We start from the raw sequence: 16156 nt of genomic DNA, 5'->3' as shown, positions 1-16156 counted from the left end.
CCGGGCGGGAAGGCTTTTGAATGATGCGGCCAGGCCGCGGACTCGGCGAAGAGCCGAGCCTATTCGGCATAGATCATCTTGCGCGTCATGCCGCCGTCGACCGTAATGTTCTCGCCGGTGACGAAATCGTTGGCCGGATCGGTCAGATAGAAGCAGGCGCGGGCGATGTCGTCCGGACGTCCGACGCGGCCGGACGGATGCTGCTCATGGTCGCGGACGCTCAGCTTGGCCGTGTCGCCGGTCTCGATCCAGCCGGGGCTGACCGAGTTGACCCGGATGCCGTGCGGAGCAAGCGAGAGCGCGAGCGCATGCGTCAGCGCGAGGATGCCGCCCTTGGACGCCGCGTACGCTTCCGAGTCGGGCTCGGACATGAACGCCCGCGTCGAGGCGATGTTCACGATCCGTCCCCGCACGCCCTTCTCCCGCATCAGAACGGCCGCCTCGCGGCTGCACAGGAACGTGCCGCGCAGATTCGTATCCAGCACGACGTCCCATTCCTCCACCTCCAGCTCCCAGAGGGGCTTGAAGGCGCTGATGCCGGCGTTGTTCACCAGCACGTCGGCCGCGCCCCAGCTTTCCCGGACGCGCCCGAACAGCTCCTTCACTGCTTCCGGGCGGCTCAGATCCGCCACATGGACCTGCGCTTTTCCGCCTGCCGCCTCGATCAGCCGCAGCGTCTGCTCCAGCCCTTCGTGGCTGCGGTCGACGAGCAGCACCTCGTCCCCTTTGCCGGCATAGGCTTGAGCGAGCGCCCTGCCGATGCCGGAGCCCGCTCCCGTGATGATCGTCCTGTCCGTCTCCGTCCGCCTGCTCTCCATCGCTCTCATCCTTTCGCTTCGGGCCGGCCGCCAAGCCGCCCGGGGTATCTACCTCTATACCCCGCTGCCCTCCGGATCTATCGGCCGGCATCCGGCCGAGCGTCCGGGGCCAAGGCCCGTCCTGCCTCCATTTTAACCGGTCGAGGGCTGGTTCGGAACATGTCCCTTCTGATTGCGGTTCTCGTCGCTGCCGGCAGCGGCCCGATTTTCCGCTTCCTTGGACCGCTGCGCCAGCGACTGCTGCTTGCTGTCGAGGCTGATCTTGCCGCCTTTGGCCATTTTCCATCCGCCTCCTTCCGCGGGCTTGATCCGGCGGTCCCCGCAGGGCCGCCGCGCCGCATCCGGTAGCTTGCCCCTCCCTCCGCTTCTCCATCAGGCGCGTCCGCAAGGTTTCCCTTTTCCCCTGAATCCCTTACAATGAAAGTCGGATGCCGGCATCCGCCGCTTCCCAACCATTCGATCCCGCCGCTAGGAGAAAGGATGCCTGATCATGATCATCAAACCGAGAACACGCGGCTTCATCTGCACGACCGCGCATCCGGAAGGCTGCGCGCGCCAGGTCCGCGAGCAGATCGAGTACATACAGCAGCAGCCACGCCTGGAAGGACCCAAGCGCGCCCTCGTGCTTGGCGCGTCGACCGGCTACGGCCTGTCCGCCCGCATCGCCCTCGCTTTCGGCGCCGGCGCGGCGACCGTCGGCGTCTTCCGTCCGTCCGCCGCGACGGACAAGCGCACCGCATCTCCCGGCTGGTACAACTCCGCCGCCTTCGAGCGCGAGGCCGCCGAGGCTGGCCTGACGTCCATCAGCGTCACGGGCGACGCCTTCGCCGACGAGACCAAGGACAAGGTCATCGAGACGATCCGCGAGGAGCTCGGCCAGGTCGACCTCGTCGTCTACAGCGTAGCCGCTCCGCGCCGCACCGATCCCGACACCGGAGAGACGTTCTCCTCCACGCTCAAGCCGATCGGCGATCCATATACGAACAAGACCGTCAACTTCCACACCGGCGAAGTGAGCGAGGTGACGATCGAGCCGGCCGAGGACGACGACATCCGGCAGACGGTCGCCGTCATGGGCGGCGCCGACTGGCAGCGCTGGATCACCCGCCTGCAGCAGGCCGGCGTGCTCGCCGAAGGCGCCGTCACGATCGCCTACTCCTACATCGGCTCCTCGATTACGCAGGCGATCTACCGGGAAGGCACGATCGGCAAGGCCAAGGACGATCTCGAGGCGACCGCGCTGGAGCTCCAGCGGCAGCTCGCTCCGCTCGGCGGACGCGCCTACGTCAGCGTGAGCAAGGCGCTCGTCACCCAGTCCAGCTCGGCGATCCCGGTCGTGCCGCTGTACGTGTCGGCGCTGTACAAGGTCATGAAGGACAAAGGCCTGCACGAGAATACGATCCAGCAGACGGCGCGCCTGTTCGAGCTGCTGTATGCGGATGGCGGCACCCCGCTCGACGAGAAGGGCCGCATTCGCATCGACGACTGGGAGCTGCGCGCAGACGTGCAGGACGAGGTCGCGCGCATCTGGGCCGAGGTCGACAGCTCCAACATCGACGAGCGGACCGATCTCGAAGGCTACCGCAAGGAGTTTTTCCAGCTGTTCGGCTTTGAAACGGCCGGCGTCGACTACGAGCAGGACGCCGATCCCATCGTCGACATCCCGTCGGCCCGCTGAGCGTTGCCCGGCGCCGATCCCATCGTCGACATCCCGTCGGCGCGCTGAGCGGCGCCCGGCGACGATCCTTATCGTCGACATCCCGTCGGCGCGCTGAGCGGCGCCCGGCGACGATCCTATCGTCGACATCCCGTCGGCCCGCTGAGCGCGGTCGGAGCTTAAGAAGAAGCAGCCCGTCCTGGGAGCCAGGGACGGGCTGCTTTTAGGTTTGCCGCGAGCTGCAAGGAACCGGCGGATGGAGCGTCCGGCCAAGCCGGAGCGTGCGCGGGTCCGCGCACGCCTTATCCGTCAGCGGCGGGGTCCTCTCCCTGCCCGCGCTCATGCCGCCGCTTCGCCGTCTCCGTCCGGCCGAGCCCGCCCTCCGTCAGGCCGAGCCTCCTCGCCCTCCTCCTCGCGCAGCAGGAACAGGCGGATATCCGCCGCCAGCCGCTCCGACAGCTCGTGCACGTCCGCCGCCTGGCGGGCCATCCGGCGGATCTCCTCGTCCTGCACCGTGCCCGACGCGAGCACCTGCTGCGCCGCCGCGGCCGCGCTCTCGGCGATGCCCGACACCTGGGCGGCGAGCTGCCGAAGTCCGCCGCAAGCGTCGCGCGTGCGGTCCACCTGGGCATGCACCTCGCCGATGCTCGCGCTGATGCGAGTCATCGACCCGCCGATCGCCTCGAAGCTGCCGAGCGTCGCCGCGACCTGCTCCTGCTGCTCCAGGAGCAGGCTGCGGCTGCCTTCCATCGAGGAGCGGAATTGCTCCATGCCCTGCTGCAGCCGGCCGATCAGCCCTCCGATGACCGTCGTCGACTCCTTCGTCTGGTTCGATAGCCGCCTGACCTCCTCGGCGATGACGGCGAATCCTTTGCCGTACGCCCCCGCCTGCGCCGCTTCGATGGAGGCGTTCAGCGCCAGCACATGCGTCTGCGAAGAAATCTCGATCATCGACTTCGTAATGCCGGAGATTTGGCTCGAGAATCCGCTCAGCCGCTCCAGCTCCTCAAACATGCAGGCGATGCTCTCCTCGGTCTGCCGCGACGTCTCCCGCAGCCGGCCGACCGTCTCCTGTCCGCGCCGCGTATCGCCCTCCGCCGTGCCGCGCAGCTTCAGCATCCCGTCGGCCAGGCCCGCGATCGCCTCCACATCCGCGCCCAGCCCGTCCATCAGCCGGCTCGTCTCCTCGGACAGCTCGCTCTGGCTCTCCGCGCCGGCGGCGATGTCCCGGATCGAGCGCAGGATCTCCTCGTTCGCCGCTGCCGTCACGTCGGCGGACACACGGAATGCGCCCGACCGGCTCTCCAGCGAAGCGGCCACGGCGCGGCTCCGCTGCAGCATTCCGTGCACCCGGTCGACCATCACGTCGAACTGACGGCTCAGCCGGCCGAGCTCGTCCGTCCGCGAGGAGCCGATCCGCTCCCGCAGATCGCCCTCGGCGAGCCTTCCGACGGCCCGCTCCAGCTGTCCGACGCTCGCGCGGAACGAGCGGACGAGCAGGAACGCGACGACCACGGTAAGCGCGATGACCGCCAGCGCGGCAGCGCCCGACATCGTCAGCGTGTCCTGCAGCCGCTCGAACGAGAGCGCCTGGGCGGCGCCCGCATTGCGGTCGGCGGCCGCGCTCAGCCGGCTGCTGATGTCGAGCATCGTCACGTTTTCCGCGGCGGTGCGGGTATGGAGCAGATCCATCTGCTCCAGCAGCTCCAGCGGATCGGCATTTTCATCCAGGAGCAGCGCGGCCATCTTCTCCACCTCGCCGGCGTAATGGCCGGACTTGGTCCGCAGCGCCTCGAGATCCTCCTGCGCGGCGGTGCTGCCGGAGAAGTCCAGCCGTCTCAGCTCCGTCTCCATCGCCTGATGGACCGTGCGGAACGGCTCGATGCGCTCCGCGTCGTTCTCCCGCTTCAGCTCGCCCTCCAAACGATCCAGCTCCTGCAGGAACTGGCTGATCTTCGCGGTCGACAGCCGCTTGTCCATCTCCCGCTTCTGCTCGGTCATCGAGCTGCGGACCTGGCTGATCCGCTCGAATTGATAGACGGCGAGGCCGACCAGCAGCAGCGAGACGATCGCGAAGCTCGCGATCAGCCTCGTCTGCATGTCCGACCAGCCGCTTCCCCTGAAAATGCGCATTCTGTCTTCCTCCTCCGAAGTCCCGCTTGCATTCGAGTGGCTCAAGTCTACGGAAGGACGATTAAAACCAGCCGGTCGAATCGTCAACGGAGCGTTAAACAAAGGAAGGAGCAGGAAGTCGCTATCGACTTATCGCAGAGTAGAAGCGCGCGAAAAAGGCCGTCCGCATGCGGATGCGGACGGCCTTGATGACGGCGAAGCGGCGTTCAGCTGTTCAGCAGCTGCTTGACGATTTCTTTGTTGCGGCCGCTGAACACGTCGTTGTGCGAGGAAACCATGGCGTAGCTGTCGGCATCGGGATTCAGATGCATCTTGGCCCGGTTGACGGCGTTGGCCGCGTCCTGGAACGTGCCGGCGATGAGATGAAGCTTGCCTTCCTGCATGAGGATGTCTCCCGCGGCGTAAAGCCCCGGCACCGAGGACTCGCCGCTGCCGTTGCCGGCGATGTAGAAGCTGTCGATGCGCTTGAGGTCCAGCGGGCTGTTGTCGAGCAGCGAGCTGTCGCGCTCGTAGCCGTGGTTGATGACGACCTCCTCGACCTCCACCTCCGCGATCTCGCCCGTTGCGATATGGGTCAGCTCGACCTTGCCGATGCGGTCCGATCCGGGCTCCGCAAGCAAGCGCGTGATCGACGTCTGGAACAGGCATTTCGCCGAGCTGCCGAGCAGCTGGGCGACCTTGGCCTCATGGCCGGTGAGCGATTCCTTGCGGTGCACGACGTACACCTGGCGGGCGACGGCGACCAGCTCGTTGGCCCAGTCGACGGCCGAGTTGCCCCCGCCGGAGACGAGCACGACTTTGTCCTTGAACTGCTTGAGCGACTTGACCGTATAGTGGAGATTCGACACCTCGAAGCGGTCCGCTCCCTCGATCTGCAGCCGCTGCGGATTGAGGATGCCGCCGCCGACGGCCACGATGACCGTGCGCGAGCGGTGGATCCGGCCCGAAGAGCCCTCGAGCAGAAAGATTCCTTCCTCGTCCTTCACGATGCGCTCGATCTTCTCGCCGAGCACGACCTCCGGATCGAATGTCAGCCCTTGCTGCACAAGCTGCTCGATCAGCTGCGCGCCCGGCACGGGCGTCAGCCCGCCGACATCCCAGATGATCTTTTCCGGATAGATGTGGATCTTGCCTCCCAAGCGAGGCTGATACTCGACGATCTTGGTCCGCAGCCCTCTCAGTCCGCTATAAAAGGCGGAATAGAGCCCGGCCGGCCCTCCGCCGATAATGGTCGTATCGAACAGCTCCTCGGTTTCCCGACCTTCGCGATTCCCGTTCAATCCGGTTCCCCCCGCTCCATTGATTATCATTCTCATTTACTTTACCGTCTTTTTTCTCCCTTGGCAACGCCCGCTTCGGCAAGGCGGTTTTCTCGCGCCATCTTCGACTCCAGGCTTGACAGATCCCGCCGACGGCTCTATAGTGAAGAACGTCATTGATAATCATTATCATTCATTTAGGGAGAGATCATCGTTGAAAAAGATATGCCTGCCGCTCATCCTGTCGCTCCTCCTTCTCTTGACTGCATGCGGCGGTCAGAAAAGCTCCAACGCCGGCACGAACGAAGGCGCCGCCGGAGCTGAAAATGCCGCTGCGGCGAATGCGAACGGCTCCGCAGCCGCGACGGAAGGAACGATTACATACGAGTCCGAGAACGGACCGATCGAAGTGCCGGCGAACCCGCAGCGCGTCATCGTCGTCGCCTCTTATGCGGGCAATGTCATGGCTCTCGGCGTGCCGCTCGTCGGCGTCGACAGCTGGTCCAAGATGAATCCGCGCTACCAGGACCATCTGGCCGGCGTCGAGGAGATCAGCGAGGAGAACATCGAGAAGATCATCGAGCTCGATCCCGATCTGATCATCGGCTTGTCCACCACCAAAAACCTCGACAAGCTCAAGGAAATCGCCCCTACCGTGACCTACACCTACGGCAAGGTCGACTACCTGACGCAGCAGCTGGAGATCGGCAAGCTGCTGAACAAGGAGAAGGAAGCCCAGGCATGGATCGACGACTTCAAGGCTCGCGCCGCAGAGGCCGGCGAGCAGATCCGCGCCAAGATCGGCGACAAGACGGTTTCCGTCATCGAGAGCTACGACAAGCAGCTGTACGTGTTCGGCGACAACTGGGGCCGCGGCACCGAGGTCCTTTATCAGGCGATGAAGCTGAACATGCCGGAGAAGGTCAAGGAGATGGCGCTTCAGGACGGGTACTACGCCCTTTCCGCCGAAGTGCTTCCGGAATATGCCGGTGACTACCTGATCATCAGCAAATACCTCGACCAGGAGAACGCGTTCCAGCAGACGGAGTCGTACAAGAACATCCCGGCGGTGAAGAACGGCCAAGTGTTCGAAGCGAACGCCAAGGAGTTCTACTTCAACGATCCGATCACGCTCGACTACCAGCTCGACTTCTTCAAATCCCATTTCCTCGGCAACTGACCAAGGATGATCCGACTGGAACTCTTGCTCGTTCAAGGGTTCCTTTCGCTGTTTAGCCGACCGGCTCGAACCGCCGGACGATCGATCAAGGAGGTTCCCCCATGCAGCAACCATTGTCCCGGCGAAGAGGCGCTTATTTCGGCTGGAAGCTCGCGGCCTCGCTCGTCGCTCTCGCCTTTTGCTTCTTCTTCGCCCTCACCTTCGGCGCGGCCGACACCAGCTTCCGCGACGTGCTGATGGCCCTGTTCACTTCCTCCTCAGAAAAGGCCGTCCTCACCATCCGCGAGCTGCGCTTGCCGCGCGAGCTGGCCGCCATGGCGGTCGGCTCCGCGCTCGCCGTAGCCGGCGCGGTCATGCAGGGCATGACGCGCAATCCGCTCGCCGATCCCGGCCTGCTCGGCCTGACGGCCGGAGCGAACCTGATGCTCGCGCTGACGATCGCGCTGTTTCCGAACATCGGCTACATCGGCATCATGATCGGCTGCTTCATCGGCTCGACGGCCGCCGCTCTGCTCGTCTTCGGCATCAGCGCCTCCCGCAGCAACCGCTTCTCGCCGCTGCGCATCGTGCTCGCCGGCGCCGCGATCTCCGCGCTGCTGTTCGCAGCCTCCGACGCGGTCAGCCTGCACTTCAAGATCTCGCAGCAGGTCAACCTGTGGAACGCCGGCGGCGTCATCGGCACGACCTGGAAGCAGCTCGCCCTCGTCACGCCGTTCATCGGAGCCGGCATCCTGGGGGCGCTGCTCCTATCCCGCCAGCTCACCGTGCTCAGCATGAGCGAGGAAGTCTCGACCGGCCTCGGCCAAAATACCGCGCTCGCGAAGACGCTGCTGTTCGTCGTCGTCGTGCTGCTCACCGGCGCCGCGGTGGCGCTCGTCGGCAACATGGCCTTCGTCGGACTGCTCGTGCCGCATGTCGCGCGCGCGATCGTCGGTCCGGACTACCGCTTCGTCCTGCCGGTGTCGGCTGTCGGCGGAGCCGCGCTGCTGCTGCTCGCCGATACGTTCGCGCGCACGGTCAACTCGCCGTATGAGACGTCGCTCACGGCGATCGTCGCCATGCTCGGCCTGCCGTTCTTCCTCTGGATCGTCAATCGGAAAGGAGGCGCGTTCCGATGATCCAATCGCTCGCGCGCCGGCGGCAGCGCATCGCGCTGATCGTCCTGCTGCTGCTCGTCGCCGTCACGATGCTCGTCAGCGCCAGCTGGGGCTATTCCAATCTCGGCATCAAACGGGTGCTGCCCGTCCTGTTCGGCGACGGCTCGCGCAAGGAGGAGTTCGTGCTCTTCTCGATCCGCCTGCCGCGCATCGCCATCACCTTCCTGGCCGGCGTCGGCCTCGCCCTCTCCGGCGCGATCCTGCAGCGGGTGACGCGCAACGACCTTGCCGATCCGGGCATCATCGGCATCAACACCGGCGCCGGCCTCGGCGTCGCCGTATTTTTCCTGTTCGCCCCGATCGAGCCGGGCAGCTTCGTCTATCTGCTCACGCTGGTCGCCTTCGCCAGCGCGATGCTGACCGCTTTTTTCATCTATCTATTCTCGTATCGCAAGGGCGAAGGACTGAATCCGGTCCGGCTCGTGCTCATTGGCGTCGGCTTCTCCCTGTCCATCTCCGGCATCATGACGGTCGTCATCTCCTCGGTCTCCGACCGCGAGAAGGTCGACTTCATCGCCAAATGGCTGTCCGGCAGCATCTGGGGCACCGATTGGGTGTTCATCTGGGCGCTGCTGCCGTGGCTGCTGCTGCTCATCCCGTTCACGCTGTACAAAGCGAACCAGCTCAACCTGCTTGAGCTGAGCGAGCCGGTCGCCGTCGGCATCGGCCTGCCGGTGCAGAAGGAGCGCATCTGGCTGCTCATCGCGGCCGTCGCGCTCGCCGCCTCCTCCGTCTCCGTGACAGGCGGCATCAGCTTCATCGGGCTCATGGCGCCGCATATCGCCAAGGCGCTCGTCGGCCCGCGCAACCAGCTGTCGCTGCCGATCGCGATGCTGATCGGCGGCTGGCTGCTGCTCGCCGCCGACACGATCGGCCGCAATCTAGCGGACCCGAACGGCGTGCCCGCCGGCGTCGTCGCCGCTTTTATCGGCGCGCCTTACTTCGTCTACCTGCTGCTTCGGCGGACGACTTCCTAGTCCGGAGCTGGCCGCTGCGCTCCGGGTACGACAATTCCGGTTCGGCTGGCCGCTGCTGCGCTCCGGGTACGGCAATTCCAGTTCGGCTGGCCGCTGGCTGCGCTCCGGGTACGGAACCTCTTTCCGATTCCGCTGAAGCCCAGATTCCTCTGATCTCCCTTCCCGAAACGGAAGGAATCCGGCCTTCAAGGGAACCGCTCCCGCTTCTCCAAGAGGTTTCCGTCCCCTCCGCTCCTGCTGAACGCCCCACACCATCTAGTAAATGCCCTGAAGAGAGCGGACTTTGTAGCCGCTCTCTTTTCGTATGTACATCTCGCAAGGTTTTCCGCGCGTAGAGCGCCGCGTCGCGTCGGCTTCGCTGGCTACGCACAGTTTTTCCGCGCGTAGAGCGCCGCGTCGCGTCGGCTTCGCTGGCTACGCACAGTTTTTCCGCGCGTAGGGCGCCGCGTCGCGACTCCTGCTCCGGCTACGCACAGTTTTTCCGCGCGTAGGGCGCCGCGTCGCGTCTCCTGGGCCAGCTACGCACGGTTTTTCCACGCGTGTAGCGCCGCGTCGCGACTCCTGGGCCAGCTACGCACGGTTTTTCCGCGCGTAGGGCGCCGCGTCGCGACTCCTGCTCCGGCTACGCACAGTTTTTCCGCACGTAGAGCGCCGCGTCGCGACTCCTGGGCCAGCTACGCACGGTTTTTCCGCGCGTGTAGCGCCGCGTCGCGACTCCTGCGCTGGCTACGCACAGTTTTTCCGCGCGTAGAGCGCCGCGTCGCGTCGGCTTCACTGGCTACGCACAGTTTTTCCGCGCGTAGGGCGCCGCGTCGCGACTCCTGCTCCGGCTACGCACAGTTTTTCCGCGCGTAGAGCGCCGCGTCGCGTCGGCTTCGCTGGCTACGCACAGTTTTTCCGCGCGTAGGGCGCCGCGTCGCGACTCCTGCTCCGGCTACGCACAGTTTTTCCGCGCGTAGGGCGCCGCGTCGCGACTCCTGCGCTGGCTACGCACAGTTTTTCCGCGCGTAGAGCGCCGCGTCGCGTCGGCTTCGCTGGCTACGCACAGTTTTTCCGCGCGTAGGGCGCCGCGTCGCGACTCCTGGGCCAGCTACGCACAGTTTTTCCGCGCGTAGGGCGCCGCGTCGCGACTCCTGCGCTGGCTACGCACAGTTTTTCCGCGCGTAGAGCGCCCCGCCGCTCCTTCAAGCGCACCGTGCCCATCACGTATAGCTCAGCAACTCGGTTTTTCCGCGCAACTCCCCCGGTCAGACTCCTTTTCAGCCGCTCGTAAGAGCGGCTCCCCTGCACTTCAGGCGGAGAGTAGCGGCTCCGTCAGCCGTCCGCTATACTAAAATGGTCGAAGAGTTTAAACGCATCAACGTATAAGCCTGACTTTCTCTACCTTAAGGAGGCTCTGCCATGGGCAAGCTCGCCATTCAGCTGTTCCGCCAGTGCCTGCCGGTGTTCCAGACGCTGTCCGATCCGCATCGGCAGGACATCCTGCTGCATCTCCACGAAAACGGCCCGCTGTCCGTAAGCGATCTGACCGCGCGGCTCAGCTTGAGCCGGCCCGCCGTGTCCCATCATCTCAAGCTGCTGCTGCAAGCCGGCCTGCTCGCCTGCGAGCAGCAGGGCACGCAGCGGATCTACTCGCTGCGGCTCGAAGAGCCTGCCGCCCTGCTGCGCGAGCTGCTGGAGACGGTCGAGCGCGAATGCCTGGCTCCCGGAGCCGGCGGCGCATCCGTTCCGCCAGCTCGATCCCCCAACGCATCCGACACCCCATCCGACAAGGAGGAACGATCATGAAGCCCGTCACCCCTGCCGAGGTCGCGGCGATGCTCGCCGAGCACAAGCGCTTTTTCGATACTGGCGCCACCCGCCCGATCGACTGGCGAATCGAGCAGTTGCATCGGCTCGCCGCCGCGCTCCGCAAGTTCGAGCAGCCGTTGCTCGATGCCGTGTTCAAGGATCTGCACAAAGGCCCTGCCGAAGCATATATGAGCGAAATCGGCTTCACGCTCGCCAGCATCAAGGACACCGCCAAAAAGCTGCGCCGCTGGGCGAAGCCGGAGCGGACCGGGAGCAAGCTGTTCCAGTTCCCCGCCCGCAGCCGCATCTACCGCGAGCCGTACGGCACCGCGCTCATCATCGGGCCGTTCAACTATCCGATCCAGCTGCTCGTGGAGCCGCTCGTCGGCGCCATCGCGGCCGGCAACTGCGCCGTGCTCAAGCCGTCCGAGAACACGCCCCATGTCTCCGCCGTCATCCGCGACATGATCGCCGTTACGTTCGAGCCGGGCTTCGTCCGGGTCGTGGAGGGCGAGCGCGAGACGACGACGGCGCTGATCGAGTCGCCGTTCGACTACATCTTCTTCACCGGCAGCGTGCCGGTCGGACGCATCGTCATGCAGGCCGCGGCCAAAAATCTCGTGCCGGTCACGCTGGAGCTCGGCGGCAAGAGCCCGGTCATCGTCGACCGCACCGCGGATCTGAAGATCTCCGCCCGGCGCATCATGTGGGGCAAGCTGATGAACGCCGGCCAGACCTGCGTCGCTCCGGACTACATTCTCGCCGAAAAGGAGATCAAGGAGGAGCTAATCCGCCAGATGCGCGAGGCGGTCCGCGACTTCTACGGCGACGATCCGTCCCGCGCCGAGTTCGGCCGGATCGTGAACGAGCGCCAGTTCGACCGGCTGGCGGACATCCTGGAGCGCGATCGCGAGAGCATCGTCTTCGGCGGCAGGATCGACCGCGCGACGCTGTACATCGAGCCGACTGTGCTGAACGCGGACTTCCACCACTCGGCGGCGATGGAGGAAGAGCTGTTCGGACCGGTGCTGCCGATCATCGGCATCGACAGCGTCGACGAGGCGATCCGCCTCGTGAACGGCAAGCCGAAGCCACTGGCGCTGTATCTTTTCACCAAGGACGACGAAGCCGTGGAGAAGGTCATCGCGCGCTGCTCGTTCGGCGGCGGCACCGTGAACGACACGATGATGCATCTGATCAACCCGGAGCTGCCCTTCGGCGGCGTCGGACCTTCCGGCATCGGGGCGTATCACGGGCGGCACAGCTTCGAGCTGTTCTCCCACCGCAAGAGCGTCGTGCGCCGCAGCTTCCGGTTCGCGAGCAGCCTCACGTTCCCGCCGTACACGCCCGAGAAGATGAACATGATCCGAAAATTCCTCGGCTAGGCCGCCGAAACGGCGGCGGATCGCCGAAACGGCGGCGGATCGCCGAAACGGCGGCGGATCGCCGAAACGGCGGCGGATCGCCGAAAAGACCGGAGCGGGCGCTCCGGTCTTCTTTTCGTCTGCAAGAGGGCCAAGTGGCCGAATAGCCGACAAGGAAAGCGGCTGCCCCTCGCCCGCCTGCCTATGCCTACGCCTTGCCTTCCCGCCGAGCCGCGCGGCTTTCCCGCCGCCCGCTCAGCCCCGCGCCTCTGCCGGCCGTCGCACCGGGATCCAGATCTCGCTGCGATAGTCCGGCTTGGACGTGTCCGCGGACTCGTTCCAAAGCATCTCCGGTCCCGGGACAAGCTCATAGCCCGAGGACGGGAACCACTCGGAGTAGATCCGTCCCCAGACGTTTTGCAGCGCGGCCGGGAACGCACCGACCGCCTCGAACACCGCCCATGTCGACGAAGCCACCTCCAGCGTCTGCCAGCCTGCCGGCGCGCTCCTTGTCGTGGCCGCTCCGATATGATGGTCGAGCTCGCCCTTCTCCTCCATGCGCTCCTCGGAAAAATTCGTCGATGCGCTGACGAGTCCGGACGGCTCGCCGTCACTGAGAGCCTTCAGCTCGGCGACGCCTTCCGGAGTCAAGCTGCCCCACATCTCCTGAATCGCCGGATTGACGCCTTCAAATTGAATCGGCACCCGCCGGCCGAGGCCGACGATCCGAAACGCTCCTTTTTCAACTATCCGCACCTTCATCTCCATGCCGCCTCTCAAGCTCAAGTGAAAGGTCATCCTCGGAAACGCCTTCAGCTGGACGCCGCCCGAGCGCGCCTCGCTCGGCGTCGCTCCGTGCTGCGCCTGGAACGCGCGCGCGAAGGCGTCCGGCGACGCATAGCCGTGCTTGACGGCGACGTCGATGACCTTGGCCCCCCGCTGCCGCAGCTCATCCGCGGCCAGCGTCAGCCGCCTGCGGCGGATGTACTCCGCAAGCGGGACTCCCGACAAGTAAGAGAACATGCGCTTGAAGTGATGCTCCGAGCAGAGCGCGATCCGCGCCGTCCGCGCCAGGTCGATCTGTTCGCCGGCGAAGAGGCGTTCCTCCAGATCGTCGAGCGCCAGGTTCCAGGCTTCCAGCATGCCGATGGACCTCCTTTCCTTTCCCTAGGATAGCGACTGCAAGACGAGAGCGCCCGACCGGCACGGTTCCGAAAAAGTCGGATCGGGACGCTCGGACGAAGGCGCCGCCAGCGCCGCATAAAGGGTGGAGCCGGATGCGGATCGGCGTCGGAGCGCTTGCGCCGGCTCCGGAGCCGGCGCAAGCGCTTCGACGCTCAGCCGGGCAGCTCGTCGGCGAGCCGGCAGGCGGCGTCGTGGAACTCGCGCCGCAGCGGACCGAGGTCGACGCCGCGCCCGAAATGGACGCGGTTCGTCAGCAGCACGACGGCGAGGCCGCGCTCCGGATCGACCATGAGGCTCGTTCCGGTGAAGCCGGTATGGCCGAACGCGCTGCCGCTCGCCAGCGAGCCGAAGCAGTCCGCCTTGTCGCCGCGCAGCACCCAGCCGAGGCCGCGCCGCTCCTCGTCCCGCCCGGACGTCTGCAGCCGCAGCGCCTCGCGGCGGATCGGCTCCGGCAGCACCTCCGCCGCGGCAGCTGCGCTCGCCGATGCGTCGCCGGAAGCAGCGGCTCCGGCCGGCGGCTCACCCAGCCACATCGCGGCATAGCGCAGCAGATCCTGCGCCGTCGAGAACATGCCCGCATGGCCAGCGACGCCTCCGAGCGCGCGAGCGTTCTCGTCATGCACGACGCCTTGCCAGAAGCGGCCGCTCGCGGCATCGCGCTCGGTCGGCGCGCATACTGGCCGCTCCTCCGCGCGCAGGCCGTAGGAGGTCCGCTCCATTCCGAGCGGCTCCCAGACGAGACTCCGGACCGCCTCGTCCAGCGGCAGGCCGGCCGCCCGCGAGGCCAGCTCGCCGAGCAGCAGGAAGCCGATGTCGCTATAGACGGCCGACGTCCCCGGCTCCGCGCGCAGGTCGCGGGCCGCGATCCGGCGGAGCGCCTCCGCCAGCGGCGCCGGCGGCGAGTGCAGGTTCTCGCTGGACGGCAGCCCGGAGGTGTGGGCGAGCAGCTGGCGGATCGTCACGCCGCAGGACGGTCCGGCGGCGAGCTCCGGCAGCAGCCGGCTCGCCGGCTCGTCCAGCCGGAGGCGTCCCTCTGCCGCGAGCCGCAGCGTCAGCGGCAGCGTCGCGGCCACTTTCGTCAGCGAAGCGCAGTCGTAAAGCGTATCCGCTCCGACCGGCCGGGCGTCCGGCGGCTCGGACGAAGTCGCCCCGACCGCGACGCTCCAGCTTGCTCCGCGGACATGAACGGCGGCCGCGGCTCCCGGCGTCCATTTCCGCTCCACCGCCTCGCGCAGCGGCTTCAGCAGCCGCTCCAAAACAGCGTCTTCCGATTTTTCCGACATAGGCGATTCCTCCTTTTGCTTGCCTCCATTGTACCGGATCCTCGCGGACGGCAGAACCCTTTTCGGCTGAGAGACGTATAGAAAGCATTCCAGCCTAGCCGGGAGGTACGATGAACCGATTGCTTCTGCAAGGAAAAAGGCTGCTCGCCGACTGGCTCGACCGTCCGCTGCGCGGCGGCGTCATCGTCGGCCGCCGCTATCGGATCGACGAGCTGCTCGGCATCGGCAGCTACGGCCTGACCTATCGCTGCACCGACCTGCTGCGCGGCCGCCCGGCCGCTCTCAAGCAGGCCAAGCCGAGCAAAGGCGCGGCCGCCCGCGAGCTGCTCCGCCGGGAAGCCGGCATGCTGGAGCGGCTGGACCATCCGGCTATTCCGCGCGCGCTCGCGCTGCTGGAGGAGCGGGGGCAGCTGTTTCTCGCGAGCGAGCTGGCTGCGGGGGTGACGCTCGAGGATTGGATCTTCGAGCAGGGACGGACATTCTCCGAAGCGGAGGCGCTGCGGCTCGTCCGCAGCCTGGCGGAGATCGTCGGCCATGTCCACAAGAGCGGCTATGTCCATCTGGACGTGCGTATCCCGAATGTTTTGGCCAAATTATCCAGCAGCGAATTCGGAGCGCCAAACAGCGCAGCGCGGGCCGGATTCGCCAGCGGAGACAGCCTCTCCCTCATCGACTTCGGGCTCGCCCGCCGCATCGGCGAGCCTCCGCTCGCGCTCGCCTCCGCGGACGAGCATGACCGGCGCCGCGCTCCGGCCGAGCCGGCTTCCGACCTGCATGATCTCGGCGAGCTGCTGCTGTTCCTGCTTTACTCCTCCTACGAGCCCGCGCCCGGCGCTCCCGAGCGAGGCTGGGAAGAGGAGCTTGAGCTGACCCCGCAGGCGCGCCGGCTGCTGCGCCGATTGCTCGGCTCCGATGGCCCGCCGCTGAGCGGCGTGCCGGAGCTGCTGGAGGAGCTGGACCGGATGCTCGCGGCTCGCTGAGCGCAGCGGACGATAACGGCCGCTCAAGCCGGCGCCGCCCGCCCGATCGGACAAAAAGACCGGCCCGAACCCCCGCATCGCGGAGATTCGGGCCGGCCTTCTTGGATCGCCGATCGGCGGGCGGCCTCCTCAGCTTGAGCTATGCTTGCGGCCCTTGTAGTAGCCGTGGCCGCGGCCATGCCCGTACTTGCGGTCCGAGGAGCTGTAGCGCTTATGGCTGTAGCCCCTGCGGCCGCTGCTCGAGCTGTAGCGCTTGTAGCCGCCGTAAGGCTTCCGATGGCGGGACGAGCCGAGCAGCCGTTCCAGCAGACGTCGGATCATAAATCATTCCTCCTCGCTTTTTCCCGTTCTACGAAGAAAAAGCGGCTTGGT

Annotated in this window: 14 protein-coding genes; 7 read left to right on the top strand and 7 right to left on the bottom strand. The window is 66.2% G+C overall.

Annotation, left to right across the window (positions count from 1 at the left end; genetic code table 11):
• Positions 1-59 precede the first annotated feature (59 nt).
• Both B8V81_RS18225 and B8V81_RS25360 read right to left on the bottom strand, forming a co-directional pair.
• Positions 60-818, bottom strand: a complete 759-nt coding sequence (locus B8V81_RS18225) for an SDR family NAD(P)-dependent oxidoreductase (protein WP_028599465.1) — start codon at positions 816-818, stop codon at positions 60-62.
• Positions 819-950: 132 nt separating this feature from the next.
• Entirely contained in the window at positions 951-1097 is a 147-nt protein-coding gene (locus tag B8V81_RS25360; protein ID WP_164820197.1) for a hypothetical protein, read from the bottom strand.
• A 211-nt stretch (positions 1098-1308) separates the two neighbouring features.
• Here B8V81_RS25360 and fabV point away from each other — a divergent pair, with 211 nt between their 5' ends.
• Positions 1309-2496, top strand: a complete 1188-nt coding sequence (gene fabV / locus B8V81_RS18220; protein WP_028599464.1) for an enoyl-ACP reductase FabV — start codon at positions 1309-1311, stop codon at positions 2494-2496.
• 318 nt (positions 2497-2814) lie between these two features.
• Here fabV and B8V81_RS18215 read toward each other — a convergent pair whose 3' ends face one another.
• Positions 2815-4608 (bottom strand): methyl-accepting chemotaxis protein, encoded by a 1794-nt coding sequence (locus B8V81_RS18215; protein ID WP_101808920.1) that lies wholly within the window; start codon positions 4606-4608, stop codon positions 2815-2817.
• 206 nt (positions 4609-4814) lie between these two features.
• The gene (locus B8V81_RS18210) at positions 4815-5888 is read right to left on the bottom strand and encodes an NAD(P)/FAD-dependent oxidoreductase (RefSeq protein WP_244912793.1); all 1074 of its coding nucleotides are present in this window, start codon (positions 5886-5888) and stop codon (positions 4815-4817) included.
• Between the two features lie 193 nt (positions 5889-6081).
• On the opposite strand from B8V81_RS18210, the gene B8V81_RS18205 reads away from it, so the two are divergent.
• The 5 genes from B8V81_RS18205 (at position 6082) to B8V81_RS18185 (ending at position 12357) form a co-directional block, all read left to right on the top strand.
• Complete coding sequence (locus B8V81_RS18205; RefSeq protein WP_028599460.1) at positions 6082-7047, top strand: iron-hydroxamate ABC transporter substrate-binding protein; 966 nt, start codon at positions 6082-6084, stop codon at positions 7045-7047.
• Between the two features lie 101 nt (positions 7048-7148).
• Entirely contained in the window at positions 7149-8165 is a 1017-nt protein-coding gene (locus B8V81_RS18200; protein WP_101808918.1) for a FecCD family ABC transporter permease, read from the top strand.
• The gene (locus B8V81_RS18195) at positions 8162-9181 is read left to right on the top strand and encodes a FecCD family ABC transporter permease (RefSeq protein ID WP_101808917.1); all 1020 of its coding nucleotides are present in this window, start codon (positions 8162-8164) and stop codon (positions 9179-9181) included. The genes B8V81_RS18200 and B8V81_RS18195 overlap by 4 nt, the downstream gene beginning before the upstream one ends.
• 1401 nt (positions 9182-10582) lie before the next feature.
• Positions 10583-10969, top strand: coding sequence for an ArsR/SmtB family transcription factor (locus B8V81_RS18190; RefSeq protein ID WP_084136720.1), 387 nt, complete (start codon positions 10583-10585; stop codon positions 10967-10969).
• Positions 10966-12357, top strand: coding sequence for an aldehyde dehydrogenase (locus B8V81_RS18185; protein WP_028597845.1), 1392 nt, complete (start codon positions 10966-10968; stop codon positions 12355-12357). Before B8V81_RS18190 ends, B8V81_RS18185 begins: the two co-directional genes overlap by 4 nt.
• Before the next feature lie 234 nt (positions 12358-12591).
• On the opposite strand, the gene B8V81_RS18180 is transcribed toward B8V81_RS18185, so the two are convergent.
• The gene (locus B8V81_RS18180) at positions 12592-13485 is read right to left on the bottom strand and encodes an AraC family transcriptional regulator (protein ID WP_028597844.1); all 894 of its coding nucleotides are present in this window, start codon (positions 13483-13485) and stop codon (positions 12592-12594) included.
• A gap of 188 nt (positions 13486-13673) precedes the next feature.
• The gene (locus B8V81_RS18175) at positions 13674-14804 is read right to left on the bottom strand and encodes a serine hydrolase domain-containing protein (RefSeq protein ID WP_101808916.1); all 1131 of its coding nucleotides are present in this window, start codon (positions 14802-14804) and stop codon (positions 13674-13676) included.
• A 110-nt stretch (positions 14805-14914) separates the two neighbouring features.
• Here B8V81_RS18175 and B8V81_RS18170 point away from each other — a divergent pair, with 110 nt between their 5' ends.
• A complete protein-coding gene (locus B8V81_RS18170; protein ID WP_101808915.1) occupies positions 14915-15784 on the top strand; it encodes a protein kinase domain-containing protein in 870 nt (289 codons plus the stop codon).
• 129 nt (positions 15785-15913) lie between these two features.
• Here the strand turns inward: B8V81_RS18170 and B8V81_RS18165 are convergent, their stop codons facing one another.
• Complete coding sequence (locus B8V81_RS18165; protein ID WP_028597841.1) at positions 15914-16105, bottom strand: hypothetical protein; 192 nt, start codon at positions 16103-16105, stop codon at positions 15914-15916.
• Positions 16106-16156 lie beyond the last annotated feature (51 nt).

Source organism: Paenibacillus pasadenensis (assembly GCF_002864175.1).
In the GTDB taxonomy this organism is placed as follows: Bacteria; Bacillota; Bacilli; order Paenibacillales; family Paenibacillaceae; genus Paenibacillus_O; species Paenibacillus_O pasadenensis.
The sequence above is the reverse complement of the archived record's forward strand: the minus strand, read 5'-3'. Positions and strand labels throughout refer to the sequence as shown.

Coding starts and splice junctions, on each gene's coding strand:
- B8V81_RS25360 (WP_164820197.1), bottom strand. CDS start 1,097: ATGGCCAAAGGCGGCAAGATCAGCCTCGACAGCAAGCAGCAGTCGCTG.
- B8V81_RS18215 (WP_101808920.1), bottom strand. CDS start 4,608: ATGCGCATTTTCAGGGGAAGCGGCTGGTCGGACATGCAGACGAGGCTG.
- B8V81_RS18165 (WP_028597841.1), bottom strand. CDS start 16,105: ATGATCCGACGTCTGCTGGAACGGCTGCTCGGCTCGTCCCGCCATCGG.
- B8V81_RS18185 (WP_028597845.1), top strand. CDS start 10,966: ATGAAGCCCGTCACCCCTGCCGAGGTCGCGGCGATGCTCGCCGAGCAC.
- B8V81_RS18195 (WP_101808917.1), top strand. CDS start 8,162: ATGATCCAATCGCTCGCGCGCCGGCGGCAGCGCATCGCGCTGATCGTC.
- B8V81_RS18190 (WP_084136720.1), top strand. CDS start 10,583: ATGGGCAAGCTCGCCATTCAGCTGTTCCGCCAGTGCCTGCCGGTGTTC.
- B8V81_RS18175 (WP_101808916.1), bottom strand. CDS start 14,804: ATGTCGGAAAAATCGGAAGACGCTGTTTTGGAGCGGCTGCTGAAGCCG.
- B8V81_RS18170 (WP_101808915.1), top strand. CDS start 14,915: ATGAACCGATTGCTTCTGCAAGGAAAAAGGCTGCTCGCCGACTGGCTC.
- B8V81_RS18225 (WP_028599465.1), bottom strand. CDS start 818: ATGGAGAGCAGGCGGACGGAGACGGACAGGACGATCATCACGGGAGCG.
- B8V81_RS18200 (WP_101808918.1), top strand. CDS start 7,149: ATGCAGCAACCATTGTCCCGGCGAAGAGGCGCTTATTTCGGCTGGAAG.
- fabV (WP_028599464.1), top strand. CDS start 1,309: ATGATCATCAAACCGAGAACACGCGGCTTCATCTGCACGACCGCGCAT.